Genomic DNA, 26,553 nt, shown 5'->3' with positions numbered 1-26,553 from the left:
TTTGGGCGGAAGGTCACCGTGGACAACCGTCGCAAGCTCAGCAGGCCCGCACAAATCATCCGATACCTGGAAACCCGGCTCTCGGCGTCGAATGAGGCTCTCGCGCTTCATTTCGGCGTCGGGCCGAAGACGATCACGAACGATATCCGCGATCTCAACCGACTCATATCAGCGTCGGGCGCGATCGAGATGGAAAACGGTCGATATCGCCTCTTCATCAGTGACCCGGAGTCGTTCAGCCAGGTGCGGGACACCATTTGCGAGCGGATTGATTCTTTCAATCTTCCGACCAACCGTTACGGGTACATCTTTCGTCGCTTGATCGGTCAGGCAGCACCGACCCTCATCGATGATCTCGTCGAAGAGATGTGCATTGGTCGAAGCACGGTCGTCGCGGACCTGAGCCGGCTCAAGAAAGAACTTTCACCCTATGCTTTGCGGATCACCGGCATCCCGAATGTCGGCATCGAACTCGTTGGGGACGAGCTGCAGATTCGGCTTTTTGTGCTCGAGAACATGTTCGATGCGGTCTACTCCGACTACCCGTTGGACGACGACTTCGTGGAAATCATCGAGGATGCCGCTGAGGAGTACCATCTCGACCCGGGGACGACGGAATCCTTTACACGCTGGTTCACCGTGATGATCGACCGGGTGCTCACCGATCACGCACTAGTCGGGATGCCGGGTAAATACCTCAGCCTGAAGAACACGCCGGCGTTCGGGCTGGCCGACACAGTCATCAATGCCATCGGGCGTCGGATCCAGATCTCCATCCCGGCAGAGGAATCGATTTTCCTTGCACTTCCGATCGCCGGGATGCGGACCCCGTCGCACGAGCTGGGTCGAAAGCAGTTCCCCGCCAGTTCAGAAAACACAGACCTGGTGCAGAAGATCCTCGACGAGATCAAATCGGAAATGGATCTGCACGTCCCGGCGGATGCCCTCCTGAAGGAGTTCGTCTATCACATCACTTTCATGCAGAACCGGATGCGATACCGCGTCTACGTGAAGGATCTGTCACTCCACGACATCGAGTCCGAATACCCGGTTGCCTTCCGGATGGCGGAGGTCGCGAAGCGGGTGATCGAGCGGGAGACCGAGTTGACGGTGATCGAGGACGAACTCGGCTTCATCGCTTCGTACTTCCAGGTCTTCCTCGAGGAACAGCACGCTCAGAGCGAACCCAGCTACCGCGTCGCGATCGTCAGCACGGCGGGACTCGTCTCGGCCCGCTTGATTCAGACCCAACTGCAGAAAGTCATGTCGGGAAGAACGGAGTACCAGATCCTCACCCTGAATGACGCCGATGCCATCACCCTCGACCGGTTCGATCTCGTGGTCACGACCGCCTGGTCCGAACTGGTCACCACAACCAGCATTATCGAGCTGAGCGAGTTCTTCGACAATCGAGAATTCCTGCGCAAGATCAATCAGCTCCGCTACGACAAGCAGGTGGACATCCCGATTGCTGCCGGGGCCCACAGCCTGCTTGTTTCGATCCTCGACCGCAGCCGATTCTTCATCCTCTCGCCAGAGAAGACCTATCTAGAGAACACCCTGATCATGGTCGATCGACTCTGCGCACAGGGTGCGGTCGATAGCGGGTTCAAGACGCGCCTTCTCGTTCGGGAAGCGAAGTCAACCATGGTGCTCGATGAACACGTTGCATTCCCTCATTTGGCGAACGCGCTGGGCAGCAAAGTCGTCTTCGCCATGGGTGTCGTGCCCAGGCCCCCCGGGGACAGCGGCGTGCGCGTCATCTTCCTGATGGGTCTGCCCGACAAGTCGGACTACGACGACACCATGCTCGTCAAAGTTTACGACGAGATCATCCGGCTTGCGGGCAATCGGTCGGAAATCGACCAGATCTCCCGCCTCACGAGTTACGAGGATTTCTTCTTTCATATGGCAAGAACACCCCTACCGTCCTACAAACCTGAGGAACTGAGATGAACTTCTGGCCGATCGTGGTCGCCCTGGGCGTCGCCTACATCCTGCAAATGGGCCTTGCGATCATTCAAATGAAGAGCTTCACGGTCACCTACGGTGAGCTGAGACGGAAGGGGAAGGTCGCCATCGGCATCAAGAAGGGCGCCTTCTCCTCCGGTGCCATCGTCATGCACTGCGTCGACGACGCGGGTGACATTCTCGACAGCCGGAGAATCTCCGGGGTCACAGTCTTCTCGAAGTTCCGGGTACTTCCGGGGTTCGAGGGCAAGAACATTCGGTCCACCTCTGCGGATGACTGTCGGCGCCAGCCGAAGAGCGTTCGCAAGGCGACGGAAACCGCACGTGAAAACTACATCACGATCATGGCAGGGGGGACCGTCGCGGAGCCAGAAAGCCCATTGGGCCAACTGACGACGCAGATCAAGTCCGTCTTCAAAAAGAGAAAGGAGTGAGCTGTGGATATTCTTGGCATTCTCGTGCAAGGCGCACAGCTTTTCATCGGCCTGTTTGAGACCGGCGCAGAGACCTTCATCGGTTGGATGCAGACCATCGTTCCGGTGGTTCTACTATTGCTCATTGCAATGAACTCGCTGATTCGGCTCGTTGGTGAGGACCGAATCAACACCTTCGCCGGCAAGGCCGGCGGCAACCCGCTCATGCGATACATGGTTCTGCCCTTCGTTGGGTCGTTCCTGCTGGCCAACCCCATGGTGCACTCGCTCGGGCGATTCCTGCCTGAGCGGTACAAGCCCAGCTATTTCGCGAGTGCGGCCTTCTTCTGCCACACAAGCAACGGAGTGTTCCCGCACATCAATCCAGGTGAACTCTTCATCTGGCTCGGCATCGCTGCCGGCATTCAGAAGCTGGGCCTCGACGCCGGCCCGCTGGCCATCAGGTACCTGCTCGTCGGCCTCGTGCTCAACTTCCTCAGCGGGTGGGTGACTGACCTCACCACGAAGATCGTGTCGAAGCAGCAGGGCGTAACACTCAGCAAGGTCGTCCACACCCAGGACGCCGCGACGGTCCAGGCCTAAGGAGAAGGATCATGGTCGAATATCACGGAGTGGTGATCAACAAGGGAAGCGGCGGTTTCGGCGGCCCGCTCACCGTCACCCCCACGGAGAAGAAAAGCAAACTCGTCTACATCACCGGCGGTGGGGCAAAGCCTGACATCGTTGACAAGATTGCCGAGCTCACGGGCGCGGAACCGATCAACGGATTCAAGACGTCGGTGCCCGACGATGAAACTTTCGCCGTAGTCATCGACTGCGGAGGTACCCTGCGCTGCGGGATCTACCCGAAGAAGCGCATACCGACGATCAACATTATGCCCACCGGTCGCTCCGGCCCTCTCATGCAGTACATACACGAGGACATCTACGTCTCCGCTGTGGGGCTCGACCAGGTCAGAAGTCTGGTTGCGGTCGGCGCCAACATCGCCGGTTCGTCATCCGCCAGAATAAGCGCTGGGGACGGCGATGTGGCCGAGAGGACTTTTAAGTACTCGACCGACAAGAAGATCTCTGAGACTCTCGCCGCACGACCCAACCAGTCGTTCGTGCAGAAGATCGGGCTCGGCGCCGGCAAGGTAGTCAACACCTTCTACCAGGCTGCCCGCGACGCGGTGCAGACGATGATCCACACGATCATCCCCTTCATGGCCTTCGTCGCCATGCTGATCGGAATCATTCAAGGTTCCGGTTTCGGAAACTGGTTCTCCGGTTTTCTTGCCCCCCTTGCCGGGAGTGGTCTCGGGCTGATTCTGTTGGGCTTCATCTGTTCCCTGCCATTCCTCTCGCCTCTTCTGGGCCCGGGAGGGGTCATCGGACAGGTCATCGGTACGCTCATCGGTGTGGAGATCGGCAAGGGCAACATCCCGCCGGGGCTCGCACTCCCAGCCCTGTTCGCCATCAACACCCAGAACGCCTGCGACTTCATCCCCGTCGGGCTGGGACTCGCCGAGGCCGAGCCGGAAACCGTGGAGGTGGGCGTTCCCTCGGTCCTGTACTCGCGCTTCATCACCGGCGCACCCCGCGTCGCGCTGGCCTGGCTGGCCAGCATCGGACTCTACGTCTGAGGACCGCCAGGGAGGGACCCTCACCGCGGGAGGGTCCCTCCCTGGCGGGTCTTCCGCACCTCCGAAGCTCAACACCCACCGCTACACGAACGGAAAGCACAGCCATGTCAGTCATTTATTCAACCACCGTCGGCGAAATTGGCGACGAGGTCGACTCCTTTCTCGGCGAGGGGATGTTCATCCTCTTCGGCTTGGGGGCGCCGGACACTCTGAAGGACTACTGCTACATCGTCGACGTCAACGCGTCTACCGCGGCCATCGAGCCCGGGCAGCACCTTCATCTTGACGACGAACCTTTCAGGATCACGGCAGTCGGAGAAGTTGCGCGGCAGAACCTGGACGGCCTCGGACACATCACCGTCGTCTTCAACGGGGCCACTGAGGCTCGCATGCACGGCTCGGTCTACGTCGAGGCCGGAACGCCGCCGAAATTACACGTCGGCAGTGTCATCACAATCCAGGTCTAGAGACCCGTGTTCCAGCAACGCGCGACTGTGCGCCTTCCGCACGGTATCCACTCCGCAATTGCACATCGCCTGCACCATGCCGCCAGCCATTTCAGCAGCAGCGTCTTCCTCCGGTGGGGTGGAGAGACAGCCAGTCTGCGCAGCATTGTCGCGGTACTGGCCTTGGGAATCCAGGTCGGCACCGAAATCGAGATTCTCGGAGATGGCACGGACGAAGTCGAAGCTGTCGGCGCCGTCGCTGCGATGATCCAGTCCACCACGGACGCCTGAATACGACGACCGGCAGCCTTCGCACTATCGCACCGGCGTTCGCCGGGCACCAATAAGGAGAACCATGTCCGAACGTAAAGTCACCATCGCGAGCCGCGTCGGCCTGCACGCCCGCCCCGCGTCCATCTTCGCGGCGGCCGTCGCCGGACTGACCATAGAGGTCACCATCGCCCTCGAGGGCGACGCGGCCGAAGACGCGATGGATGCCTCGAGCATCCTGTCGCTGATGAGCCTGGGTGCAGCCAACGGCGACGTGGTTGTGCTGCGTGCCGAGGGCGACGGAGCCGACGAGGCCCTCGACTCCCTCGTCAAGATCCTCGAAAGGGACCTCGACGCCGCATAACGTCCGCGCGGCGCCGCGTCCTGCACATCTAATTAGCTAGCGGACATTGCTCGGCTAAGACCACCCCGTGTTGCCCACTGGTGCTTCCAAGCGTGTAATTGATCGCAATCACTTTTGGCCGCAATTCCGGAACGCCTCAACGCCGCGTAATTACGTCGCCAGGGTCGACCGCTTGGTCTTCCACTGCGATTGACCACCTTGCAAGGCGCGGTTTTCTAATGGCTGATCAAGGTGCTGCCGTCCCGCTCATCCACGTCCACCAGGAGTGCCGATTGCTGGACAAGATCGCGGGCGGCGTTGCCAAGACTGGGCGCACCGCCGATTCGATACTTGCGCGCAGTCAAGGATGAATTGTAAGCAAGGCGATCACATGGTCAATCACAAGACGAGCGTCGACGCCGGAGACGACGCGGCTCCCCTGTGGGTGAACTACGTGCGGGTGACTTGGTTCGAATCCTGGTATCCCAGCAGTGAGAACCCCCGGAAACGCGGGGGGCTTTTTGTTGTCAGGATGGCGGGGGAAGCGCGGCCTCGCGCGTTCGGAACCGATCGCGTAGCGTCGTGCCGTGGACCAATCAGGGGCCCTCCCGCGGATAGGAGCACCGGCTGCTGCATGGCGTCGGACCGAAGCCATTCGGCTCCTGAGACAGGGCGTGAAGACGCAAACAGCGGAGATCAATGCGAATGACTAAGTGCCACTGATCGCAGTGCCCTTGGTTTTCGCTCACCCGCAATTCACCGCGTCACCAGCCCGGGCCACGTACTCGGGGTTGCGCCGTAGGAGGAACGGGTCCCGCAGGTCAGCGAGTGACGGTGGCACCTCCTCGGGAATTCACGAAGTCCGTCAGGAGGCGAAATCCCCGTCTGTCGACGGACCCATGGGCTGCCGCGAGCACAACAACTCCGACACCAGCATCTCGGTCGAGCCCGATCCAGCTGCTGAACCCCCCGGTACTGCCGTTGTGCCATGTGATCGCGCGGCCCTGGAAATCGAGTGTGATCCACCCTGCACCGATACCGACCCTGGGTGAGAATTTTGAGACTGGCTCGAGCGCGGAAAGACCGCGAGCCGATCCGTCGAGGACTGAGCGGAGGAAGCCGCGCATGGTGCCTATGGTCGCGCGGATGCCTCCTGCCGGCGCGAGCCCCTCACCTACCCAAGCGGGCAGTGGGCGTCCGAACCGACTGAATCCTGTCAGATCCGCCGGCCCAAGGTCCTCCGCACGGGCGGGCGTCGAGAATCCCTCGCCCAGGACCTCCCGCAGGAGCCGTTCGTAGGTAGTCCCGGCTCCTTTCGCCACGGCGTGCCCGAGCAACTGAAAACCGAGGTTCGAGTACCGGGGACGAGGGGTGCCGACTCGCACGTAGCGAGTCTGTTCGAGGAGATCAGCGAGCGAATCGCCGTAAGGGTTCTGCCCGCGGATCCAGAAGTCGAAGGTGCGGCGAAGTAGATGCATCCCTGGCGGTAAGCCCGGAAGACCAGAACGGTGAATGGCCAGGGAACTGAGGCTCACTGAGCCCACCTCTCCGTGGCCCTCAAGCGGAAGCAAGTCGCGAAGGACCGCCGTCTGCGAGACGAGACTGCGCTCCGTCGCGTCTCGATACAACATGCCCGTGAACGCCTTTGAGATTGACCCAATCTCGAAGGTGGACTGGTGGTCAGTACCCACCGTTGCGGTCGATTCGCCCTGAGGGGTAATCACTGCCACTGCGGCTCTTCCGGTGGAACGGAAGACGCGGCCCACAGCACGAATAAGTGCAGTGTCCCCACGCCATTGAGCGACCATGGATGCTTCCTCTCCGCACGATCGCGCGTCGGTCGGCTCATCGTCAACCTTTGTTGACGATGCGTTTGATCAAACCATAGGCGACCCATTAGCAAAAAGTCAACGTCAGTTGACGCCGCCGTTCGTTCGGTGGCACCTGGAGTGACTCTGCGGCTGCGTGCTACCGCTTGCCGTGCTTCTTGTGGACTGCCTGCTTGGTGACGCCGAGGCATTGAGCAATGGCCTCCCATGAAAGCCCGGCCTGGCGAGCGCTGCGAACGAGGCCTGCCTCACTGCGCCCTAACTCCCGATGGAGCTCGGCAATGATTTGCAGGGCTTCAGCTGGTCCCTTGCCGTCCATCGCTTCGACGAGTGTCTTCAATCTCTCCGCCTGCATTCGTCAATACTAGTTGACGATAGTTCCGTATGCCTCCGGCTCGCAGGCCACCCATTTTTGAGGGTGAGCGCAAGGGGCGTGAAGGGGTACTCGCGAGGAGCAGCCGTGCGGAAGGTGTCGAGAGTGTGTTCGGCAGGCGTGCCTCGCACCTCCGCCGTGACCAGAATCGTGGCTGGCATGTCGCTGGATGGCCCAGCGGTCATTCCGGCGGAACATGCAGCATCCGGCATAACGTTTAGCGACTAAACTAAGCCGTATGACAGTGATTGCTTTGTTCGGTGCGACCGGTCGAACCGGTCATCGCGTTCTGACCCGCGCTCTTGGTGCGGGATTCGAGGTAAGGGTTCTGGTGCGTGATCCGGCCAGGCTCGCAACGACGTCGCAGGCTCTGACGGTTATCCGCGGTGACGTGTTGGACGCGGATGCTGTGGATCAGACGGTGGCGGGGTCGGACGCCGTGCTCAGCCTCTTTGGGCAGGTCAAAGGTTCGCCGCCCACGCTGCAGGCCGATGGTACCCAGCTCATCGCGGACGCGATGAGGAGGCACAGCGTGAATCGGATCGTCACCCTGTCTGGCGGCGGGCTATCCGCTTCGCTCGACCGGCCCGGTCCCGCCGACCGCGTCATCAGGTTCCTGCTGAAGACCCTGGCCGGGCACGTGCTCGCCGATGCCGAGCAGCACCTCAGAGTGCTCGAGGCGTCCGGGCTGGACTGGACCGTGGTCCGTGGTCCGCGGCTGACCGTGAAGCCGGGCACCGGCACCTACCGGGTGGGATGGGTGGGCGTTGATGCGAGCACCCAGATCAGTCGAGACGACCTCGCTGATTTCATCCTCACCCAGGTTGTGGATCGCACTTTTATCGGGCAGATGCCGTTCGTGAGCGCATGACACAATCGCCGAACGTGCCGCCCTCTCACCGGTCCAAGGAGGTGGGTGAGGTGCTGGCGGCGGTCGTTCGTCTGTCGCGGTCGCTCGCGAACCCGCGATCGACTCTTTTCGGCAGTACGGTTCTGACTCGCACCCAGATGGATGTCCTGTTCCTCCTTGCTCACGCGCAGGGCGCTCCCACCCCGGGCCAGCTCGCCGCGCGGTTGCACGTCACCCCGGGTGCCATCACCCAGATCGTCGACCAGCTGCGCGAGCGTGATCTGGTGGAGCGATTCGCATCCGACCAGGATGGACGACTGCGGCTCGTCAGGCTCACCGGATCCGCGCGTTCACAGGTCGAGGCGTTCGAGAGTGCGGTGGTCGAGCGCGCCGCACCCTGGTTCGAAACGCTGACAGACGACGCACTGACCGACCTTGCGGGACTCCTCGCGCAGGTGAAGGGATCCTGATGGGTGCGGTCTTCGTGACAGGCGCCACGGGGACGGTCGGCTCGGCCGTGGTGGAACACCTTCTCCGGCTCGGGCAACCGGTGATTGCCGGCATCCGCGAACCGTCCGATTCAGGCCGTCTGCCCTCCCCGGCGGTGACCCGGAAGTTCTCCTTCGACACGGACCCCGCTGAACTGGACGACGCTTTGGAGGGCGCGGACCGGCTTTTCCTCATGCGACCGCCGGCGATCGCCGACGTGCAGCGGACCCTCTTCCGGGTGATCGATGCGGCAAACCGGCGCGGCATTCGCCAGATCGCCTTCCTGTCCCTGCAGGGTGTGCAGGTCAACCGCAAGACACCCCACCACGCGGTCGAGCAGTACCTCCGGGAGACCCGAAGTCCCTCCACTTTTCTGCGCCCGAACTTTTTCATGCAGAACCTGGCCACGACCTACGCCCGTCCGATCAGGGAACGCGGCGAGATCTTCGTGCCCGCGGGAAGGTCACGAACTGCATTCATCGACGCACGCGACGTCGGGAGGGTCGCCGCCACGACCCTGTCCGAGCCCGGCCACGTCGGAAAGGCGTACACCCTGTCCGGCGAGCAGAGCCTGACCTACCGGAATGTCGCCGCGATCATGACCGAAGTGCTCGGCCGGCCGATCCGGTACGCCAGACCCGGCGAGGACCTCTACCTCGCTCAACTGGCTGCCGACAACCTCCCCGAGGACTACATCGCGGTGCAGAAGATGATCCACCGCGTCGTGCGGCTGAACATCTCCGCCTTCCCGAACCGTAAGGTGCGCACACTGTCCGGCCGACCGGCCACAACCCTCCATCAGTACATCAGCGACAATCGCCAGGTGTGGGGGTGATCGCGCGTCGGCGAGAAACCCCGTAGGGAACAACGTTCCGCACGCCGTCCGGCGACTCTCAGGATCTGCTGCGTCCGGTTGTCTAGGATCGAAAGCCCACGACGTCCTGGAGGACCCTCATGAAGTGCCCGAACGACTCAACAACCCTGGTGATGAGCGAACGCAGTGGCGTCGAAATCGACTACTGCCCCGACTGCCGCGGCGTGTGGCTCGACCGCGGAGAACTCGACAAAATCCTTGACCGTGCCGAGAAGGAGTTCGCCCAGGCGGCACCCGTTCCGCCGGTTGCGGCACCGGCGCAGCAGTACCCGGATCAGCGCACGCGCGCGCCGCAATACGGTGACCGCGACCGCGACCGCGACCGCGACCGCGACCGCGACCAGGGCTATGGTGACCGGGATCGTGGGTACGACGACCGTGACGGGTACCGTTCCAAGAAGAAGGACAACTGGCTCGGCGAACTCTTCGGCTAGGGGCCCTGGCGGCGCCTCGGCGGCGCATTTGTGGGCAACCTCCCAGCGTGATTGCGGGCGCTGTGTCGGGGCCCGGCGTAGCATCGAATTATGAATCGTCTTGGAACAGGTCGTTGATCATGTCGCGCAATTCAGTCAAATGGCTTCCGGCCATCGTCGTGCCGGTTGTCATCGTTGCCGGTGTTCTCGCCGTACCTCTGCAGGCCGGTGCCGTCGTGGATTTGCCCGACAAGACGCCCGAGCAGGTACTCCTGATGGTCAGCGACAGCACGGTCAGTGCTTTCTCCGGAACCGTCGAGAAGACCGCCGCGCTGGGCCTGCCCGACATCGACCTCGGCGCAGGTATGTCCGGCCCGATGGCCGAGTCCGAGCCCGACGGCACCGACTCCGCGCCTGAGGCTGCGGGCACTGCCGGGCTCGCCTCCGTCCTGGAACTCTTCACCGGCTCCCACACGGCACGGGTTTACATTGACGGCAGCGATACCGACGGCCCCGCGAAGGCCCGCGTGCAGATTCAGGACCGCATGGCCGAGCGCAACGTGGTCAGCAACGGAACCGATGTCTGGACCTACGATTCCGAGACGAACACCGCCAGCCACCTGGCCATCCCCGCCGACGCGCGGGCCACCGCCGAGGCGAAGCTCGCCGAGATGGTCGCCTCCGCCCCCGCCGACCTGTCGACGCCCTCTGAGGTCGCCGAGCGCTTCCTGAGTGAGATCGACCCGAGCACCACCGTCTCGGTCGGCGCCGACGGCACCGTCGCGGGCCGCACCGCCTACGAGCTGGTGCTCACACCGAAGGCGACGCAGACCCTGGTCGAATCCGTGTCGATCTCGGTCGACTCCGAGACGGGCGTGCCGCTGCAGGTCACGGTGCGGGCCGACGGCCAGGAAGACCCGGCCTTCCAGGTCGGCTTCACCGCCGTCGACTTCAGCACCCCGTCCGCCGACCTGTTCGACTTCACTCCGCCGGCCGACGCCACCGTCGACGAGGTCACCCTGCCGGCGAAGCCCGAGATGGCTGTCGACCAGGCCAAGCCTGAGATCCCGGCCGAGAACCTGCCCGTCGTGACGGGGACCGGGTGGGACGCCATCGTGGAGGTGCCCGCGGCATCCGTTCCCGCCGAACTCAGCGCCAACCCGCTGATGTCGGAACTCGCGACCGAGGTCGACGCTGGCCGGGTATTCTCCACCGCCCTGGTCAACGTGTTCCTGGCCGACGACGGCCGGATCTTCGCCGGCTCGGTTCCGGTGGAGCTGCTCCAGGCCGCAGCCGCCCAATGATCACGCCACAGTGACATCCGTCACCTCGGCTCCCGATCTCGCGATCGAGAGCCGGGGTCTCACCAAGCGATTCGGCGAGCAGATCGCCGTGAACGACATCGACCTGGCCGTTCCGCGCGGGTCGGTCTTCGGATTCCTCGGCCCCAACGGCTCCGGCAAGACCACCAGCATCCGGATGCTGCTCGGCCTGACCCAGGCCAGCAGCGGGCAGATCAGCCTGCTGGGCCAGAGCATGCCCGGCAGCCTGCACGACGTGCTGCCCCGCGTGGGCGCCCTCGTGGAGGGGCCGGCGTTCTACCCGTTCCTGTCCGGCGCAGCCAACCTGCGCCGGTTGGACACCGCTGACCGCAATGCGGCCTCGCGCACGCGCGGCGCCCGGGTCGAGCAGGCCCTGGCCCGTGTGGGCCTGACCCACGCCGCCGGCAAGAAGGTCGGCGCCTATTCGCTGGGCATGAAGCAGCGCCTCGGCATCGCCAACGCGCTGCTGCAGCCACGGGAGCTGCTCGTTCTCGACGAACCGACCAACGGGCTGGACCCGCAGGGCACCCGCGAGGTGCGCAGCCTGGTGCGGTCGCTCGCGGCCGAGGGCACCACGGTCTTCGTCTCGAGCCACCTGCTCGCGGAGGTGGAACAGATGTGCACCCACGCCGCGGTGATGAGCGGCGGCAACCTCGTGGCCCAGGGAACGCTGGCCGACCTTCGTCACGTCGGCCAGACGCGGGTGCGCGTGCGCACACCGGATGCCGCCGCGGCAGCCGGCGTGCTGACCCGCCTCGGTCTGGCCCCCGTGCAGAGCGACGTGCCCGAGCAGGACCCCTGGGTCGCGGCTCCGCTGCCCAGAGACGCCTCGGGGGACCTGACCGGCCAGCCGGAGGCCATCGTCACCGCGCTCGTGGCCGGGGGAGTGCGCGTGCGCGGTTTCCTGATCGAGGAATCCAGCCTGGAAGAACGTTTCGTGGCCCTGACCGGAGAAGGTTTCGATGTCGTCCAGTAGTGTGGCCAGCCCTGACGTGGTGAGCACCGGCGCGTTGAGCCGGCGCCGTTCGGCCGGACTGGACCTGCTCGGCTCCGAGCTGACGGTGCTGTTCCGCCGCCGGCGCACGTGGGCCATGCTGGTCGCCGTCGCGTTGATCCCCATCCTGTTGGCCGTGGCCGTGCGGCTGTCGTCGGAGACCCTGGCACCGGGGGAGGGTCCGCCGTTCCTGGACCGGGTCACCCAGAACGGGCTCTTCGTGGCGTTCACCGCCATGATCGTGGCCATCCCGCTGTTCCTCCCGCTCACCATCGGCGTCGTCGCCGGCGACACCATCGCGGGGGAGGCGGGCCTCGGAACCCTGCGGTACCTGCTGGTCGCCCCGGCCGGGCGGGTGCGGCTGCTGCTCGTCAAGTACGCCGGTGTCGCCGTGTTCTGTCTGGCCGCGACGCTGACCCTGGCGGTGGCCGGAACCCTGATCGGGGCGGCCCTGTTCCCGGTCGGGCCGGTGACGCTGCTGTCCGGCGATGTGATCAGCGTGCCGGAATCGTTGCTGCGCTCCGCGCTCATCTCGCTTTACGTGACGGTCTCCCTGCTCGGCTTCGCGGCGATCGGGCTGTTCATCTCCACGCTCACCGACGTTCCCGTGGGGGCCATGGCTGCCACCGTGGTGGTGTCGGTGGTTGCGCAGATCCTGGACGTGCTCCCGCAACTGTCGTGGCTGCATCCCTGGCTCTTCAGCCACTACTGGCTGGGCTTCGCCGACCTGTTGCGGCAGCCCATGGACCTGGGCTCCTTCGGTGACAACGCGCTTCTGCAGCTGGGCTACATCGCCGTGTTCGGCGCCCTGGCCTACGGCCGTTTCTCCACCAAGGACATCCTGTCCTGACCCGTTTGACGGTCGGTGGCGAACGGATGCTCGTTGAGGGCTTAGCGTTGCTACTTCAGAACCCGAGTCGGCACGCCTCACAACCGTGAGGAATGCGGCCGGGTGACACGGTCGTCCTCTGGGCGGCTGCGTCTGTGCCGTTATGAGGAAGTAGCCACATGCCTGAACGCACCACCGCGGTATCCGGAACCACAAGTGCCGGGGCCGCAGTACGAGACTCGCACGCGGATCCGAGCCTCGCCCGCTCGCTGAGCCGGCGGCACATCCAGATGCTCGCCATCGGCGGCACGATCGGGACCGGCCTGTTCATGGGCGCCGGCAAGACCATCTCCCTCGCCGGGCCATCCGTGATTTTCGTCTACATGATCATCGGCTTCATGCTCTTCTTCGTGATGCGGGCCATGGGCGAGATTCTGCTGTCCAACCTTGACTACAAGTCCTTCAGCGACTTCGCCGGCGACCTGCTCGGCCCGTGGGCGAGCTTCTTCACCGGCTGGTCGTACTGGGCGTTCTGGGTGGTCACCGGCGTCGCCGACATTGTGGCCATCTCCGGCTACGTCGACGTGCTGGCGCCGGGCACTCCGCTCTGGATCCCGGCGTTGCTCACCCCGGTCGTCCTGATCCTGCTCAACCTGCCGAGCGTGAAGGCCTTCGGCGAGGCCGAGTTCTGGTTCGCCCTGGTCAAGGTTGTCGCCATCCTGGCCCTGATCGGAACCGGCCTCGTGATGATCATGACGCACTTCACCTCGCCTGCGGGCGCCGTGGCCGGCTTCGAGAACATCTGGAACGACGGCGGGATGTTCCCGCACGGCGTCGCCGGCTTCGTCCTCGGCTTCCAGATCGCCATCTTCGCCTTCGCCGGCATCGAGCTCGTCGGCACCGCTGCGGCGGAGACGAAGGACCCGGAGAAGAACCTGCCCCGCGCCATCAACACCATCCCGCTGCGCCTGCTGCTCTTCTACGTGGGTGCCCTGGTCATCATCATGTCGGTCAACCCGTGGCGCAGCATCGACCCCGGCAGCAGCCCGTTCATCGGCATGTTCGCCCTCGCCGGGCTGGGGGTCGCGGCCATCGTCGTCAACCTGGTCGTGCTCACCTCGGCCGCCTCGAGCGCCAACTCCGGCATCTACTCGACCTCCCGGATGGTCTACGGCCTCGCGCAGGACGGCAACGCCCCGAAGTCCTTCGGCACGCTGAGCAGCCGCAAGGTGCCCCAGAACGCTCTGCTGTTCTCCTGCATCTTCCTGCTGGCCGGCCTGGTGCTGCTCTACACCGGTGATTCCTTCATGGGCGCGTTCACACTCGTCACCTCGGTGGCGTCGGTGCTGACGATGTTCGTCTGGTCCATCATCATGGTCAGCTACCTCGCCTTCCTCCGCCGCCGTCCCCACCTGCACGCCGCCTCGAAGTACAGGATGCCGGGTGCCCGGGTCATGCCCTGGGTCGTGCTGGCGTTCTTCGCCTTCATGCTCTGGGCGCTGGGCCAGGCCGCCGACACCCGGCTGGCGCTGGTCGTCGCCCCGGTCTGGTTCCTGTTGCTCGGCGCCGCCTGGTTCGTCAACCGGAAGGCCCCGCTGCAGCAGGCACGAATCGAGGAGTGGCGGGCCGAGGCTCGCTCGGAGAAGGCCGCGCTCGTGCGCTAGAAGTGGGGCCGGCGCTAGATCCGGGGCCGACGGGACCAGCGGTCGGCCTTCATGGCCAGGTGCAGCTCCAGCCGCACCTGGCCGCCCAGCGGGTCGGCGCCGATCAGCGTGCGGATCTTCGCCAGCCGGTTGTAGATGCTGCTCCGGTGCAGGTGCAGGGACGCCGCGACATCCTGAACCGACCCGTCGGTGTCGTAGAGCAGTTCCAGCATCGGCAGCAGCTCGTGATTGTCGTCGAAGTCCCGGAGCTCGGCGAAGTAGACCGATTCCACCGGGGAGAGATTGCGGCTGCCGGCCGCGAGGAACTGGTAGACACCGATCTGGCGGAAATCGGCGATGGTTCCCAGGCGGGCGTCGACCGCGGCGGCCTGCACCGCCTTGCGGGACTGGAGGTAGGCATCCGGGAACCGTCGGAGATCGTTGAACACCTCGCTGAAGCCCATCAGGTCGGGGCGCTCGGGGGTGCCGCCGCGCCGTGCGAGTTCGGCCCGATACCGGTGCAGCATCTCGGTGTGGGCCACCTTGCCCGGAGAATCACGGAGCAGTACGACCGCGTGGGTCTGGGTGCCGGCGCTGAACCGGGCCGCGTCGATGCCGACCGTGGCGTGCAGGGCCGAGATTCGCTGCAGCAGAACGCCGGCCGCGGAATCGGGCGTCGCCGACGGGCCGGCAGTCTCATCGGGGCGCGGCAGGAGGGTGGCGAGATGCCATGGGCCCGTCCCACGAATCTGCGGCCAGCCGGCGATCTCCTCGATGGCGGATGTCTCCGCGTGGCAGGCCGCGAGGAACACCGCCTCCCGCTGTCGGCGGTGCTCGGAGTCGGCGGTGTTGGTGTCGAGCAGGGTCTCGGCCAGCCGGTCCAACTGGCTCCGCACCGCGGGCAGCCCCCGGAGGATCTCCTCCGGCGTTTCGTCATGTGACCCCTGCATCGCCCACAGGTAGCCGACCCGGAACCCCCGCACCATCAGTGGCACGCAGACCCGGCCGAGCATGCCCAGCGTGGCGTTGGCGGGAACGACGACGGGACGAACCGCCGTATTGATGCCGTGCTGCAGTTGCCAGGCGCTGACGTCGGCGGGGACCTTCTTGCTGAGCAGGAAATTGACCCGCACGCTGTCGGCGAGCGGTTGATCCCTGCTGTACGCCAGCAGGCCTCCGTCGAGGTCCTCGAGCGAGAGGGCGCGGTCCAGACCGGCCGCGAGGTGCTCGACCAGGTCTTCGATCTCCGCGCTTCTCATTGGCTCCATGCTAGGGGGCCGGAGCGGGCCGGAAACGGACACCAGGCGACATTTGCCGGAGCGAGGCTCGACATTTGTCGAGTGACAAACGGGGTGCTCGTCTCGGCGGCCGGCCGCGGCCGGAGCGAAGCCGGCCACAATTATCAGGAAAAGCCCCGAATAAAGGCTATATCTCGACTGCGGTCGCCCCCTCGTGGGCATCGGCATGCTCGGCCGGTGGGCGGGCTCGGCGGACGCGCCCGGTCCGGGCCGAATTGGTGGATTTAGTCTTGACCCCGCTGCGGTTCACCGTTGAAAGTGGCACCGCGGCCCTCTGTCACAAGTTCCACTGAGCAGTACTGAGCAACGGAGTCGGCCATGATCATCGGTGTACCCAAGGAAATCAAGAACAACGAATTCCGCGTTGCCATCACCGCCTCGGGCGTGCACGAGTTCCTGGCCGCCGGCCACACCGTGCTGATCGAGAAGGGTGCCGGCCTCGGCTCGCACATCCCCGACGACGAGTACCACGTGGCCGGCGCCGAGCTGGTTGACTCCGCCGACGAGGTCTGGGCCCGCGCCGACATGGTGATGAAGGTCAAGGAGCCGGTCGCGGCCGAATATCACCGCTTCCGCGCGGGTCTGATCCTCTTCACCTACCTGCACCTGGCCGCCGAGCCCGATCTGACCCGCGCCCTGGCCGAGGCCGGCGTCACCGCCATCGCCTACGAGACGGTGCAGACCGCCAATCGTGCGCTGCCGTTGCTGGCCCCGATGAGCGAGGTTGCCGGCCGCCTGGCCGTGCAGGTGGGCGCGCAGTCCCTGATGGCCCCGGCCGGCGGAAAGGGTGTGCTGCTCGGCGGCGTGCCCGGGGTGCGCCCCGCCAAGGTCGTCGTGCTGGGCGCCGGCGTCGCCGGCACCAACGCGGCCGCCATGGCGATGGGCCTCGGCGCCGACGTCACCATCCTCGACATCAACATCGACCGCCTGCGTCAGCTCGACGCGCAATATCAGGGCCGGCTGAAGACCGTCGCATCCAACGCCTACGAGATCGAGATCGCCGTGACGGATGCCGACCTGGTGATCGGTTCCGTGCTGATCCCGGGCGCCAAGGCCCCGAAGTTGGTCACCAACGCGCTCGTGGCCCGCATGAAGTCCGGCTCCGTGCTGGTCGACATCGCCGTGGACCAGGGCGGCTGCTTCGAGGACACCCACGCGACCACACACGAGAACCCGACGTACCGCGTGCACAACTCGATCTTCTACTGCGTCGCCAACATGCCCGGCGCCGTGCCGAACACGTCCACCTACGCGCTGACCAACGTCACGCTGCGCTACGCGCTCTCACTGGCCAACCTGGGTGTGAGGGCGGCGCTCGAACGCGACGACGCCCTGGCCCTGGGCCTGAACGTCGCCGCCGGTCGGGTCACGAACCGTTCAGTCTCCGAGGCCCACGGCCTGCCGCTGGCCGACTGGCGCGAGCTCGTCACCGCGTAGCCGCGGCGGTTCGCCGTCGCGGCGCACCCTGTGGAAGTGGGCGCACGTTCTAACGTGCGCCGGCTTCCACAACCTGCGCCCCGAGCCTTCCTGCGCCGACGTGACGACGGATGCCGGTTGCCGGGTCTGGGACGCGGCGGCGCGCGGTCAGCGGGGAGCTGGCGTCAGTGCGTCGCCGGAGCAGCCGCCGCCGTGACGCGCTGCATCAGGGTGAGGGAGTCCTGCAGCAGTGCGGCGGGGGTGCCGGTGAAGGCGCCGGAGAACCATTTCTGCATCGAGTAGCGCATCACACTGCCCGCGAGGGCGACGACCATTCTCGCCTCGTCGACCAGCTCGGGGGTGTTCGCCTCGGTGCGCCCCTGGGCATGGAAGCGCTCGAGGACCAGGTGCACCAGATGCTTCTCGAGCTCCGCGATGCGGGACGTCTCCCCGGTGAGGAGTTCCGGGGTGCGCTCGATCAGCAACCTGCGGCGGCGGAGGAGGTCGGTGTCGGGGGAGTGGTCGGCCATCGCGGCGGCGATCATTCCGACCAGGTCGCCGAGCACGTCGCGGCCGGTGCCGTGCACGAACGCCTGGTGCGCGGCATCCGTCGGCTTCGGCGGGGTGCCGCCGAGGAACGCACCCTCCTTCGTTCCGCAGTAGTTGAAGAACGTGCGCGGCGAGACCATGGCCGCCTCGCAGATCATGTCTACCGTCACGTTGTCATAGCCGTGCTCGAGGGCCAGCGCGACGGCGGCCCGCTCCAGCGCCGACTGGGTGGCCGCGCGTTTGCGGGCCCGCAGCCCCTCGTCGGCGGCAGGGTCGCCGGGACCGCGGAGGCCCCGGCCGGCCAGGCCCGTGCTACTCATACCGCAGGGCGTCGATCGGGTTCTGCCTGGCCGCGGCCCGGGCGGGGAGGGTGCCGGCCAAGAAGGCGATCAGCATGACGATGCCGATGATGACGGCGATCGAGCTCGGCGCGAACTGCACGACCTGGAGTCCGGGCAGGTTCTCGAACACGGTCGTAGCGAGGATATTGCTGACCACCGACCCGACGGCCACCGCCACGAGCGCGCCCAGGGCGCTGCCCAGGAAGCCGATGAAGACGGCCTCCGTGCTGAACAGGGCGTACACGCGACCACCGTTCATGCCCATGGCCTTCATCAGCCCGATCTCCCGGGTGCGTTCCTGCACGCTCATCAGCAGGGTGTTGATGATGCCGAAACCGGCCGCGATCAGGGCGATCACGGCGAAGGCGTTGAGCACTCCGATGATGACGTTGATCACGGTCTCGAAGGAGCCGATCTGGTCCGCGACGGTCTGTGAGGCGTAGCCCTGGTCGGCTAGGTCGGCCTTGATCGCGGTGATCTCCTCATCGGAGGCGTCCAGATCGAACCGGGCGGTCGCGGTGGCGTAGCTCTGCGGCGCCTCGGCGGGGGTGCCGGACAGTTCCACGGCACGCAGCCGGTCGGTCAGTGGTTGGTTCAGTCCGGCGCCGGCGCCCAGGATGGTCTCGTTCTGCACGCCGACGATGGTGGCCGGAACCTGCTGCTGGGTGCCCGCGAAGTCAGCGATGCCGATCGTGACGGTCTGGCCGATGGCCGACTCCGGGGTGCTGAAGCCCAGGGGATCGAGGTAGGTGGTCGGCAGCAGGATCTGGTCGGTGGCGCTCTCGTTGTCCAGCTGCTCCCCGGAGGCCAGGTCGGCCGTGGTGAGAGTGGCGGCCGCGTTCACGGTCAACTCGAACTTGCCGCTGACGTCGTACACGATGTAGTCGGGCGTCACCTGCACCGACGGGTCGACGCCGAGGATGCCGCTGGTGGCCTCGATCGTGTCGAGGTCGTCGTCGGTGAGGGCCTGGATGGTGCTTCCGGGGCGCGAGCCGTTGCCGAGGCTGATCGCGGTGGCCTTCTCCGGGTCGTAGGGGGCCGGTCCGTCACCCGCCGTCGCGCCGTCGTCGGCCTTGGTGACGGTGAGCACATCCGCGGCCCCGATCGCCGAGACCTGGCTGTTGATATAGCTCGTCACCCCGGTACCGATTCCACTGGTGATCGTGAGGGTGAACGCGCCGATGAAGATGGCGATGACGGTCAGGCCGGTGCGGAGTTTGCTGCGGAAGCTGTTCGCGATCGCGGTCCTGATGATGTCGACGAACTTCATGAGTGAGCTCCTGCGGGCTTCGCGATGGCTTCCGGGGATCTGGTGACGTCTTCGAGCCCGTCCCGGATGAAGATCTGACGGTCGCAGCGGGCTGCGAGATCGATGTCGTGGGTGACGATGATGAGCGTGATGCCCTTGTCCTTGTTGAGGGAGAAGAGGATGTCCTCCACGACGGCGCCGGTGGCCGTGTCAAGGTTGCCGGTCGGTTCGTCCGCGAAGATCACCTTCGGGTTGTTGACCAGGGCTCGGGCGATGACGGCGCGCTGCTTCTGCCCGCCGGACAGGTTCATGGCCTTGCTCTTCGCCTTGTCGGCCAGCTCCAGCTGCTCCAGAGCCTCCATCCCGCGCGCCTTACGCTCCTTCGGGTCGACCCCGGCGATCTTGAGGGGGAGCACGACGTTCTCGAGCACGCTCGCGTTGGCGGTGAGGAAGAACTGCTGGAAGACGAACCCGAAGTCCTGGTTGCGGAGCCGGTTCACCTCCTTGCCCTTGAGCTTCTTCGCGTCCGTTCCCTCGACCAGCAGGGCGCCGCTGTCCGGGTCGTCCAGCAGAGCCAGCAGGTGCATCAGCGTGGACTTGCCTGACCCGCTCTTGCCGACGATGGCGACGGATTCACCGGCACGGATGTCGACGGAGACTCCCTTGAGCGCGTCGAAACGGTTCGCCCCGCTCCCATAGGACTTGCCTATGTTCTGGGCCGAGAGAACGGGAACGGTCATGGCGGCATCATCCTTCGGGGCGAGGCGGGCGGGTCGAACCTGTGCAGAGACGACAAAAATACAGTAGCTGCACCGATGCGCGGCGGGCTGGGAACACCCTGTGCAGGGCCGGTGCATTCCCCGCATCGGTAGCGGGTCGAACAGAGCGGGGCCCGGATCAACCGATCCGGGCCCCGCTCTGTTCGGTCGTCGGTCAGCTCGCCATCCTCAGGCGGCGGAGCAGCCAGACGGCTGCTCCTGCCAGGGCCAGTCCGACCACGAGGATGATCCCGGGCGCCACACGATTGAAGCTCACCGTCTCGGCACCGTCGGCCAGCTTGCCTGAACCCGCGGCCACCTGTGCATTGCCGTCACTCAGCTTGGCGGAGCCCGCAGCGAGTGTGTTCGCGCCGTCTCGGAGCGTCCCGGATCCGGCCGATACCTTCTCGGTGCCCGCGGCCAGGGCGGTGGACCCGGTTTCGAGTGCGGTGGTCCCGACGACCAGTGTGGAGGCCCCCGCCGCGAGGGTCTGCGTGCCCTCGGCCAGTGATCCGGCGCCGACCGAGATGCGGGTGGCACCGTCGGCGAGGCTCACGGCGCCCGTTGCCAGGGTCGTCGCTCCCGTGGACAACGACGAGGCGCCGGCGGCCACTCGGCCGACGCCGCCCTGCAGGGAACTCGCACCGGTGGAAACCGCGCTGGTGCCGGCCGCGACCCGTTCGGAGCCGACGGTGAGCGCCTGCGTGCCGACCTGGAGTTGCGAGGCTCCCGTGGCGAGGGTGCCTGCGCCCGCGGCCAGCTCGGCCGCTCCGCCGGACACCTGGGCCGTGCCGGTGGCGAGGTTCGTGAGTCCATCGCGCAGTTCCGCGGATTTCGTCTGGAGCACCGCGGTGCCCGCGCTCAGCGGCGTCAATCCGTCGCGGAGGGCGGCGGAACCGTCCCGGAGGGCAAGTGCCCCGGACTCGACTGCCGTGGTGCCCGTGTGCAGGGTGGAGGCGGCGGAGCTCAGTCCCTTGAGGGTGGCCAGGAGGGCGTCCCGGCTGATCGTGTCCGCCTCGACCTGGCCGGCGAGGGTGGCGAGGGCGGCATCCAGCTTCGTGGCACCAGCAGCGACGCTGCCGGCTCCGGCAGTGAGCCCGGTTGCTCCCAGCGCGATGGCCTCGGCCCCGAGCCGGGCCTTTTCTGCGCCCTGGGCGGCGGATGCCGTTCCAGCGGCGAGCAGGACCGAACCGTCCCGAGCCGTCGTCGCGCCGGCGGCAGCCTTTCCGGCGCCGCTGGCCAGGGCTGCCGCACCCGCGGAGACTGTCGTCGCGCCGGCGGAGATCTTTGTGGCGCCGGCCCCGGCCGCGGTGACGCCGGCGGCGAGAGTCGCCGCACCGGTCGCGGCCGCCCCGGCGCCGGTGGCGAGAGCGCTTGCTCCGGTTGCAGCGCTGGCGGCTCCGGTGGACAGCGTCTCCGCGCCTCGCGCGGCGGATTCAGCGCCGAGCACAAGCCTGGTGCTGCCGCTGACGCTCGCGAGCGCTCCCTCGAGCAGGGTTCCTGCCCCGGTCGAGGCGCTCACCGCACCTGCAGCCAGGCTGCCGGCACCCGTGTTGGCCCGGGTCGCCCCGGCCTGGAGGTCGGTCGCTCCGGTGGCCGCGGCGGCCGCGCCCGCCGAGAGGGTCTCGGCACCCTCGGCGAGTTTCGCCGCACCGCCGGCGACTTTCAGGGAGCCGCTCTGCAGCTGGACTGCCCCGGTGGAGAGTTCTCCGGCGCCGCTGGCCAGCCGCCCGGTGGTGAGGAAGAAGAAGGTCAGCACCATGACCAGCAGCAAGCTGAGTGCGGTCACCGTTGAGCGGATGCCCACAGTGCTGGGGCGGGACAGGACACGGTCAGATCTCATCATTGAGGCTCCTCGAAAGACGCGAGCGGGCATGCGGGCATGCCGGAACTCGCGTGGTGTGTGTGCGGTGCGCGTTCAGGCTTCGGCGTGGCGGCTACTGGTCTAAGGCCGCGCGGAACGTTGTCGCGCCGAAGTGAGTCGAACGTAGCAGCGGGTCAGGTCCAGATTCGAAGGCGTGAAAAATTTCGGGGCTGGGACTAACACATTCCGCGCTTGCTCGGTGAACCTTGTGGGATTCCTACAGGGTTACCCCCCGAAAGGAGTGCGAACCGTCATAGACCGAGAGACTCGTTCGGCTGGAGCGGGAAGAACTCGCCGCCGTTCTGTTCGGTGGCCCACTTGATCCGCACGTTGGACAGTTCCTTGCCCGCTCGGGAGAGGCCCATCTCGTGGGTGGGGAAGGTTCGGCGCGGTTTGAGGGCCAGCACGTAGTCCATCACCTCGCTGATCTTGAGCCAGGGCGCGCCGGCCGGAACGGCCAGGGTCTGCACCGTCACGCCGTCAGGAATGATGAATGAGTCGCCGCCGTAGTAGAGCTCCTCGTCGATCAGCACGCCGAGGTTGTCGATCACCGGGATCGTCTCGTGGATGACGGCGTGCGTGCCACCGAAAAAGCGCAGCCGGAACGGCCCGGCCTCCACGGTGTCGCCGGCGCGAACGACGGTTATCGGATAGCCGGCGGCGGCGGCCGCAACCCCTGCCGGGGCGAAGATCGGAACGTCGGGGTTCAGGGCGAGGATGCGGTCCAGTTGCTCCGGGGTCCAGTGGTCGGGGTGCTCGTGGGTGATGACGACGCCGACGGCACGGGCGGTCTCGGTCAGCGGGCTCGTGAACGAACCGGGATCGATGAACAACTTCTGGCCGGCCTTGTCAAGAATCAGTGCCGCGTGCTCGAGCTTCGTCAGTTTCATGGATAGAGCTAATACCTAATCAGAGCGCGCTGCAAGCTGACGCCATACTGGAGCGGTGCCCTCTCGTCTCCGCCTCGTCGTCGCCATCAACGCGGCCGCCGCTTTCGGCCGCCGCAACGACGTCGGCCCTCGGGTCTCCCTGGCCCTGATCGCGGCGGGCCACGAGGTGACCAGCCTGACCGCGCCCAGCTTCGAGGCGCTCCGGCGCGACGTTCAGGCCGCCCTGCTGCCAACGGTCGACGCGCTCGTGGTCGTCGGCGGTGACGGGATGGTGAACCTGGGTGCGAACCTCCTGGCCGGCACCGAGCTGCCTCTGGCGATCGTGCCGTGCGGCACGGGCAACGACATTGCACGCGGGCTCGGTATCCCGGTCGACGACACGGATGCCGCCATCCGTCATCTGCTCGATGCCCTCGACCGCCCGCCGCGCGCGATCGACGCCGCCCGGGTGCGGTGCGGCGACACGACGTCCTGGTTCGCGGGCGTGCTCTCGGCCGGGTTCGACGCGGTGGTGAACGAACGGGCCAACCGGATGCGCCGACCCCGCGGGAAAAGCCGCTACACCCTGGCGATGCTTCTGGTGCTGGCAACGTTCCGGCCGATCTCGTACCGGCTGACCGTCGACGGCCGGCCCCGCCGGGTGCAGGCCATGCTGATCTCCGTCGCCAACAACGTCTCGATCGGCGGCGGCATGCGGATCACTCCGGGCGCGGTCATCGACGATGGGCTCCTGGACCTCTTCATCGTGACTCCGCTCTCGCGCGTGGGTTTCCTCCGGGTGTTCCCGAAGGTATTCTCCGGCACGCATACGACTCTGCCGCAGGTCGAAATCACCCGGTGCCGCAGCATCCGAATCGACGCCGACCGGGTCGTCGCCTACGCCGACGGTGAGCGGATCGGAGCCCTGCCCGTGCAGATCGACGTGGTGCCCGGAGCCCTGCGACTGCACGCCTGACCCGCTCAGTTTGGTTTTAGTCGACGGCGTGTGGCATATTAGGTGAGTTGCAAAACGGCCCCATCGTTTAGCGGCCTAGGACATCGCCCTCTCACGGCGGTAACGCGGGTTCGAATCCCGCTGGGGTCACAACAGCCCGGTTTCCTCCTTCTGAAAGGGGACCGGGCGTTTTTCTTTATGCGGAAACTCTCGGTAGACTCCACCAAGTGAAGGGGAGTATCCCTGTGCCCGTTTGGGGCACTTCGCCGTGAACGTCAACACGGGCCGCGTTGCAGGGGCCCCGGCACGGCGGTATCGATCCATCGATACGGGAGAGACTTTCAGGTTTCCTGCTGCCTCCAGCATTCCCTTCAGTGAAAGGCTCTACACGCATGGAACTTGCTCTCCCGCTCTGGTTCGAGATTGGGTCGCTCGTCGTCCTGACGCTCATCCTGCTGGCCGACCTCCTCATCGTTTTCAAGCGGCCGCACGTGCCGTCGATGCGCGAGGCCAGCCTGTGGGTGGCCTTCTACGTGGGACTGGCACTGGTCTTCGCCCTGCTGATGCTGGTCCTCGGCGACGCGGAGCACGCAGGGCAGTTCCTCGCCGGCTGGCTCACCGAGTACAGCCTCAGCATCGACAACCTGTTCGTCTTCGTCATCATCATGGCGAGGTTCTCGGTGCCCCGGAAGTACCAGCAGGAAGTGCTCATCGTCGGCATCATCATTGCGCTGGTGCTGCGCGGCATCTTCATTCTGCTGGGCGCCCAGCTGATCGAGAACTTCAGCTGGATCTTCTACATTTTCGGTGCGTTCCTGCTCTACACGGCCGTGCACCAGGCTGTGGCGAAGGAGCCCGACGTGGACGAGGCCGACAACGGCCTGATCCGTTACCTGCGCCGGCACATGAACATCTCGTCGACCTTCGACGGCTCCAAGCTGCGCACGCTGATCGACGGCAAGAAGGTCTTCACGCCGATGCTGATCGTGCTCCTCGCGATCGGCACCACCGACCTGGTCTTCGCCCTCGACTCCATTCCAGCGATCTTCGGCATCACGACGAGCCCCTTCATCGTGTTCACGGCGAACGTGTTCGCCCTGATGGGCCTGCGCCAGCTGTACTTCCTCCTCGGCGGGCTGCTCGAGCGCCTCGAATACCTCAAGTACGGGATCGCCTTCATCCTGTTCTTCATCGGCGTCAAGCTTGTCTTCCACGCCCTGCACACCAATGAGGTCTTCTTCATCAACGGCGGCGAGGGCGTGGCCTGGGCCCCGGAGATCGATACCTGGACCTCGCTCGGGGTGATCGTGGTCTCCATGGCCGTCGCCACCGTCGCCAGCCTGATCAAGGCTCGGCGGGATGCTCGCCGGCGCGGTCACACCCTCGCCGAGGAGATCCCCCACTTCGTCGAGGAGTGACATCCGCCGACGTGCTTCGCACGCACCCGAACACTGGAGCAGGCGTGGTCTCGCAGACTGAGAGCGAACTGGTGCTCCCCGCGACCCGCGGGCGGTTCGTTTTCAGTGCCCGGAGCGACGTCGGCCGTGTGCGCACGGTCAACGAGGACAGCTTCCTGGCGCAGTCACCGGTTTTCCTCGTCGCTGACGGCATGGGCGGGCACGCGCAGGGGGACGTGGCCAGCCAGACGGTCGTGCGGGTCTTCGAGGAGCACATCGCCCGAGACGCGCCCTCGACCCCGGAACGTGTGCTCGACGCCATTCACTCCTCGAACGACGCGGTGCGCGACCTCAGCGGCGTCGACGATTACGGCACCGCGGTGTCCGGCACGACACTGTCGGGCATCGCGTTCGTCGACGCCGGCGACGATGTCGGCTTCCACTGGATGGCCTTCAACATCGGTGACTCACGCGTCTATACCTGGGACGGGCGCACGCTCGCCCAGCTGAGTGTCGACCACTCCGTGGTGCAGGAGCTCGTCGACGCCGGCCTCATTTCCGCGGAGGAAGCGGAGCAGCATCCGGAAGGCAACGTGATCACCCGCGCAATCGGCGCCGACGAGTCCGTGGATGCCGACGTGTGGCTGTTGCCTGCGTCCGGGCGGCACGCGTTCCTGATCTGCTCCGATGGGCTCACGAAGGAACTCGGCGCGGCCGAGATCGCGAAGTTGCTGGCGTCTTACGACGGCCGTGACGAGCCCGCTCGGTCCATCGCGGACGTGCTCGTCGACGCGGCCGTGGCCCGCGGTGGACGCGACAACGTGACGGTCGTCTATGTGGAGTCGGAACTCGGCAATCCCGATCAGGACGACACCGCCAGCACGAGTGACCGATCCACCGGGATGCATGAGCATCTCGAGGACACGAGGCCAACAAGCCAGGCGTAGATGACAGCTGCTCTCGTATCAATACGATGAGTCGGGGGACTGGCTGGCGGCGACACTGGGCGGACAGCTCGTCGTGGTGCGCTCGGACGGACCCGCGGACGAGTCCGTTCGCCTCTGGGCCAGCATCGATCGGCTGCGTCGGATCTTCAGCCGGGTCCGCCTCCGAACACGCCGGGACTGGAGCCGCGTCGATCTCTCGAAATAG

28 protein-coding genes and 1 tRNA gene are annotated in these 26,553 nt (G+C 65.8%); 20 read left to right on the top strand and 9 right to left on the bottom strand.

Annotation, left to right across the window (positions count from 1 at the left end; genetic code table 11):
* Positions 1-18 precede the first annotated feature (18 nt).
* The 7 genes from E3T23_RS05950 to E3T23_RS05920 all read left to right on the top strand — a co-directional run bounded on the left by E3T23_RS05950 (position 19) and on the right by E3T23_RS05920 (position 5,110).
* Positions 19-1,956, top strand: a complete 1,938-nt coding sequence (locus E3T23_RS05950; RefSeq protein ID WP_134369467.1) for a BglG family transcription antiterminator — start codon at positions 19-21, stop codon at positions 1,954-1,956.
* Entirely contained in the window at positions 1,953-2,405 is a 453-nt protein-coding gene (locus E3T23_RS05945; RefSeq protein ID WP_134369466.1) for a transcriptional regulator GutM, read from the top strand. Before E3T23_RS05950 ends, E3T23_RS05945 begins: the two co-directional genes overlap by 4 nt.
* Positions 2,406-2,408: 3 nt before the next feature.
* The gene (gene srlA / locus E3T23_RS05940) at positions 2,409-2,987 is read left to right on the top strand and encodes a PTS glucitol/sorbitol transporter subunit IIC (protein ID WP_134369465.1); all 579 of its coding nucleotides are present in this window, start codon (positions 2,409-2,411) and stop codon (positions 2,985-2,987) included.
* Between the two features lie 11 nt (positions 2,988-2,998).
* Positions 2,999-4,030 carry a PTS glucitol/sorbitol transporter subunit IIB gene (srlE, locus tag E3T23_RS05935; protein ID WP_134369464.1) on the top strand — a complete coding sequence of 344 codons (1,032 nt, stop codon included), beginning with the start codon at positions 2,999-3,001 and terminating at the stop codon, positions 4,028-4,030.
* Between the two features lie 104 nt (positions 4,031-4,134).
* On the top strand, positions 4,135-4,497 hold the full coding sequence (locus E3T23_RS05930; RefSeq protein WP_134369463.1) for a PTS glucitol/sorbitol transporter subunit IIA: 363 nt from the start codon (positions 4,135-4,137) through the stop codon (positions 4,495-4,497).
* 6 nt (positions 4,498-4,503) lie between these two features.
* Positions 4,504-4,767 carry an HPr family phosphocarrier protein gene (locus E3T23_RS05925; RefSeq protein WP_134369462.1) on the top strand — a complete coding sequence of 88 codons (264 nt, stop codon included), beginning with the start codon at positions 4,504-4,506 and terminating at the stop codon, positions 4,765-4,767.
* A gap of 64 nt (positions 4,768-4,831) precedes the next feature.
* Positions 4,832-5,110, top strand: a complete 279-nt coding sequence (locus E3T23_RS05920; protein ID WP_134369461.1) for an HPr family phosphocarrier protein — start codon at positions 4,832-4,834, stop codon at positions 5,108-5,110.
* Between the two features lie 215 nt (positions 5,111-5,325).
* On the opposite strand, the gene E3T23_RS15795 is transcribed toward E3T23_RS05920, so the two are convergent.
* The 3 genes from E3T23_RS15795 to E3T23_RS05910 form a co-directional block, all read right to left on the bottom strand.
* A complete protein-coding gene (locus tag E3T23_RS15795) occupies positions 5,326-5,454 on the bottom strand; it encodes a hypothetical protein (protein ID WP_255570672.1) in 129 nt (42 codons plus the stop codon).
* Positions 5,455-5,910: 456 nt separating this feature from the next.
* Positions 5,911-6,897 (bottom strand): serine hydrolase domain-containing protein, encoded by a 987-nt coding sequence (locus E3T23_RS05915; protein ID WP_134369460.1) that lies wholly within the window; start codon positions 6,895-6,897, stop codon positions 5,911-5,913.
* 160 nt (positions 6,898-7,057) lie between these two features.
* Positions 7,058-7,273: an AsnC family protein gene (locus E3T23_RS05910; protein ID WP_134369459.1), complete on the bottom strand. Its 216-nt coding sequence runs from the start codon at positions 7,271-7,273 to the stop codon at positions 7,058-7,060.
* A 256-nt stretch (positions 7,274-7,529) separates the two neighbouring features.
* Here E3T23_RS05910 and E3T23_RS05905 point away from each other — a divergent pair, with 256 nt between their 5' ends.
* The 8 genes from E3T23_RS05905 (at position 7,530) to E3T23_RS05870 (ending at position 14,726) form a co-directional block, all read left to right on the top strand.
* Positions 7,530-8,162: an NAD(P)-dependent oxidoreductase gene (locus E3T23_RS05905; RefSeq protein ID WP_134369458.1), complete on the top strand. Its 633-nt coding sequence runs from the start codon at positions 7,530-7,532 to the stop codon at positions 8,160-8,162.
* 14 nt (positions 8,163-8,176) lie between these two features.
* A complete protein-coding gene (locus E3T23_RS05900; protein ID WP_206750239.1) occupies positions 8,177-8,611 on the top strand; it encodes a MarR family winged helix-turn-helix transcriptional regulator in 435 nt (144 codons plus the stop codon).
* A complete protein-coding gene (locus E3T23_RS05895; RefSeq protein ID WP_134369456.1) occupies positions 8,611-9,465 on the top strand; it encodes an SDR family oxidoreductase in 855 nt (284 codons plus the stop codon). The genes E3T23_RS05900 and E3T23_RS05895 overlap by 1 nt, the downstream gene beginning before the upstream one ends.
* A 119-nt stretch (positions 9,466-9,584) precedes the next feature.
* Entirely contained in the window at positions 9,585-9,938 is a 354-nt protein-coding gene (locus tag E3T23_RS05890) for a TFIIB-type zinc ribbon-containing protein (protein ID WP_134369455.1), read from the top strand.
* Between the two features lie 119 nt (positions 9,939-10,057).
* Positions 10,058-11,221 carry a LolA family protein gene (locus E3T23_RS05885; RefSeq protein ID WP_134369454.1) on the top strand — a complete coding sequence of 388 codons (1,164 nt, stop codon included), beginning with the start codon at positions 10,058-10,060 and terminating at the stop codon, positions 11,219-11,221.
* A gap of 10 nt (positions 11,222-11,231) precedes the next feature.
* Positions 11,232-12,215 (top strand): ABC transporter ATP-binding protein, encoded by a 984-nt coding sequence (locus E3T23_RS05880; RefSeq protein WP_134369453.1) that lies wholly within the window; start codon positions 11,232-11,234, stop codon positions 12,213-12,215.
* Positions 12,202-13,083 (top strand): ABC transporter permease, encoded by an 882-nt coding sequence (locus E3T23_RS05875; RefSeq protein WP_134369452.1) that lies wholly within the window; start codon positions 12,202-12,204, stop codon positions 13,081-13,083. The genes E3T23_RS05880 and E3T23_RS05875 overlap by 14 nt, the downstream gene beginning before the upstream one ends.
* Before the next feature lie 158 nt (positions 13,084-13,241).
* The gene (locus E3T23_RS05870) at positions 13,242-14,726 is read left to right on the top strand and encodes an amino acid permease (RefSeq protein ID WP_134369451.1); all 1,485 of its coding nucleotides are present in this window, start codon (positions 13,242-13,244) and stop codon (positions 14,724-14,726) included.
* Between the two features lie 14 nt (positions 14,727-14,740).
* Here E3T23_RS05870 and E3T23_RS05865 read toward each other — a convergent pair whose 3' ends face one another.
* On the bottom strand, positions 14,741-15,964 hold the full coding sequence (locus E3T23_RS05865; protein WP_134369450.1) for a PucR family transcriptional regulator: 1,224 nt from the start codon (positions 15,962-15,964) through the stop codon (positions 14,741-14,743).
* A 357-nt stretch (positions 15,965-16,321) separates the two neighbouring features.
* Between E3T23_RS05865 and ald the strand changes: the two genes are divergently transcribed.
* Positions 16,322-17,440, top strand: coding sequence for an alanine dehydrogenase (ald, locus tag E3T23_RS05860; protein ID WP_134369449.1), 1,119 nt, complete (start codon positions 16,322-16,324; stop codon positions 17,438-17,440).
* A gap of 164 nt (positions 17,441-17,604) precedes the next feature.
* On the opposite strand, the gene E3T23_RS05855 is transcribed toward ald, so the two are convergent.
* The 5 genes from E3T23_RS05855 to E3T23_RS05835 all read right to left on the bottom strand — a co-directional run bounded on the left by E3T23_RS05855 (position 17,605) and on the right by E3T23_RS05835 (position 23,070).
* Entirely contained in the window at positions 17,605-18,288 is a 684-nt protein-coding gene (locus E3T23_RS05855) for a TetR/AcrR family transcriptional regulator (protein ID WP_134369448.1), read from the bottom strand.
* On the bottom strand, positions 18,281-19,579 hold the full coding sequence (locus tag E3T23_RS05850; RefSeq protein WP_134369447.1) for an ABC transporter permease: 1,299 nt from the start codon (positions 19,577-19,579) through the stop codon (positions 18,281-18,283). The genes E3T23_RS05855 and E3T23_RS05850 overlap by 8 nt, the downstream gene beginning before the upstream one ends.
* Positions 19,576-20,298: an ABC transporter ATP-binding protein gene (locus E3T23_RS05845; RefSeq protein WP_134369446.1), complete on the bottom strand. Its 723-nt coding sequence runs from the start codon at positions 20,296-20,298 to the stop codon at positions 19,576-19,578. The genes E3T23_RS05850 and E3T23_RS05845 overlap by 4 nt, the downstream gene beginning before the upstream one ends.
* Before the next feature lie 193 nt (positions 20,299-20,491).
* Positions 20,492-22,162, bottom strand: a complete 1,671-nt coding sequence (locus tag E3T23_RS05840) for a YhgE/Pip domain-containing protein (protein WP_166806219.1) — start codon at positions 22,160-22,162, stop codon at positions 20,492-20,494.
* Between the two features lie 269 nt (positions 22,163-22,431).
* A complete protein-coding gene (locus E3T23_RS05835; RefSeq protein ID WP_134369444.1) occupies positions 22,432-23,070 on the bottom strand; it encodes an MBL fold metallo-hydrolase in 639 nt (212 codons plus the stop codon).
* A gap of 55 nt (positions 23,071-23,125) precedes the next feature.
* Between E3T23_RS05835 and E3T23_RS05830 the strand changes: the two genes are divergently transcribed.
* From E3T23_RS05830 to E3T23_RS05815, 4 genes are all read left to right on the top strand, one after another.
* A complete protein-coding gene (locus E3T23_RS05830) occupies positions 23,126-24,025 on the top strand; it encodes a diacylglycerol/lipid kinase family protein (RefSeq protein WP_134369443.1) in 900 nt (299 codons plus the stop codon).
* Positions 24,026-24,081: 56 nt separating this feature from the next.
* Positions 24,082-24,154, top strand: a tRNA-Glu gene (locus tag E3T23_RS05825).
* A gap of 242 nt (positions 24,155-24,396) precedes the next feature.
* Positions 24,397-25,422: a TerC family protein gene (locus E3T23_RS05820; RefSeq protein ID WP_134369442.1), complete on the top strand. Its 1,026-nt coding sequence runs from the start codon at positions 24,397-24,399 to the stop codon at positions 25,420-25,422.
* Between the two features lie 44 nt (positions 25,423-25,466).
* A complete protein-coding gene (locus tag E3T23_RS05815; protein ID WP_241977642.1) occupies positions 25,467-26,348 on the top strand; it encodes a PP2C family protein-serine/threonine phosphatase in 882 nt (293 codons plus the stop codon).
* Positions 26,349-26,553 lie beyond the last annotated feature (205 nt).

Source organism: Cryobacterium cheniae (genome assembly GCF_004403395.1).
Classification (GTDB): domain Bacteria; phylum Actinomycetota; class Actinomycetes; order Actinomycetales; family Microbacteriaceae; genus Cryobacterium; species Cryobacterium cheniae.
The sequence above is the reverse complement of the archived record's forward strand: the minus strand, read 5'-3'. Positions and strand labels throughout refer to the sequence as shown.

What these genes read in the sequence shown, in the direction of transcription:
- E3T23_RS05945 (WP_134369466.1), top strand. Translation starts at nt 1,953, where the DNA reads ATGAACTTCTGGCCGATCGTGGTCGCCCTGGGCGTCGCCTACATCCTG.
- srlE (WP_134369464.1), top strand. Translation starts at nt 2,999, where the DNA reads ATGGTCGAATATCACGGAGTGGTGATCAACAAGGGAAGCGGCGGTTTC.
- E3T23_RS05930 (WP_134369463.1), top strand. Translation starts at nt 4,135, where the DNA reads ATGTCAGTCATTTATTCAACCACCGTCGGCGAAATTGGCGACGAGGTC.
- E3T23_RS05920 (WP_134369461.1), top strand. Translation starts at nt 4,832, where the DNA reads ATGTCCGAACGTAAAGTCACCATCGCGAGCCGCGTCGGCCTGCACGCC.
- E3T23_RS05915 (WP_134369460.1), bottom strand. Translation starts at nt 6,897, where the DNA reads ATGGTCGCTCAATGGCGTGGGGACACTGCACTTATTCGTGCTGTGGGC.
- E3T23_RS05910 (WP_134369459.1), bottom strand. Translation starts at nt 7,273, where the DNA reads ATGCAGGCGGAGAGATTGAAGACACTCGTCGAAGCGATGGACGGCAAG.
- E3T23_RS05905 (WP_134369458.1), top strand. Translation starts at nt 7,530, where the DNA reads ATGACAGTGATTGCTTTGTTCGGTGCGACCGGTCGAACCGGTCATCGC.
- E3T23_RS05895 (WP_134369456.1), top strand. Translation starts at nt 8,611, where the DNA reads ATGGGTGCGGTCTTCGTGACAGGCGCCACGGGGACGGTCGGCTCGGCC.
- E3T23_RS05890 (WP_134369455.1), top strand. Translation starts at nt 9,585, where the DNA reads ATGAAGTGCCCGAACGACTCAACAACCCTGGTGATGAGCGAACGCAGT.
- E3T23_RS05885 (WP_134369454.1), top strand. Translation starts at nt 10,058, where the DNA reads ATGTCGCGCAATTCAGTCAAATGGCTTCCGGCCATCGTCGTGCCGGTT.
- E3T23_RS05875 (WP_134369452.1), top strand. Translation starts at nt 12,202, where the DNA reads ATGTCGTCCAGTAGTGTGGCCAGCCCTGACGTGGTGAGCACCGGCGCG.
- E3T23_RS05870 (WP_134369451.1), top strand. Translation starts at nt 13,242, where the DNA reads ATGCCTGAACGCACCACCGCGGTATCCGGAACCACAAGTGCCGGGGCC.
- E3T23_RS05865 (WP_134369450.1), bottom strand. Translation starts at nt 15,964, where the DNA reads ATGAGAAGCGCGGAGATCGAAGACCTGGTCGAGCACCTCGCGGCCGGT.
- ald (WP_134369449.1), top strand. Translation starts at nt 16,322, where the DNA reads ATGATCATCGGTGTACCCAAGGAAATCAAGAACAACGAATTCCGCGTT.
- E3T23_RS05855 (WP_134369448.1), bottom strand. Translation starts at nt 18,288, where the DNA reads ATGAGTAGCACGGGCCTGGCCGGCCGGGGCCTCCGCGGTCCCGGCGAC.
- E3T23_RS05850 (WP_134369447.1), bottom strand. Translation starts at nt 19,579, where the DNA reads ATGAAGTTCGTCGACATCATCAGGACCGCGATCGCGAACAGCTTCCGC.
- E3T23_RS05845 (WP_134369446.1), bottom strand. Translation starts at nt 20,298, where the DNA reads ATGACCGTTCCCGTTCTCTCGGCCCAGAACATAGGCAAGTCCTATGGG.
- E3T23_RS05840 (WP_166806219.1), bottom strand. Translation starts at nt 22,162, where the DNA reads ATGATGAGATCTGACCGTGTCCTGTCCCGCCCCAGCACTGTGGGCATC.
- E3T23_RS05835 (WP_134369444.1), bottom strand. Translation starts at nt 23,070, where the DNA reads ATGAAACTGACGAAGCTCGAGCACGCGGCACTGATTCTTGACAAGGCC.
- E3T23_RS05820 (WP_134369442.1), top strand. Translation starts at nt 24,397, where the DNA reads ATGGAACTTGCTCTCCCGCTCTGGTTCGAGATTGGGTCGCTCGTCGTC.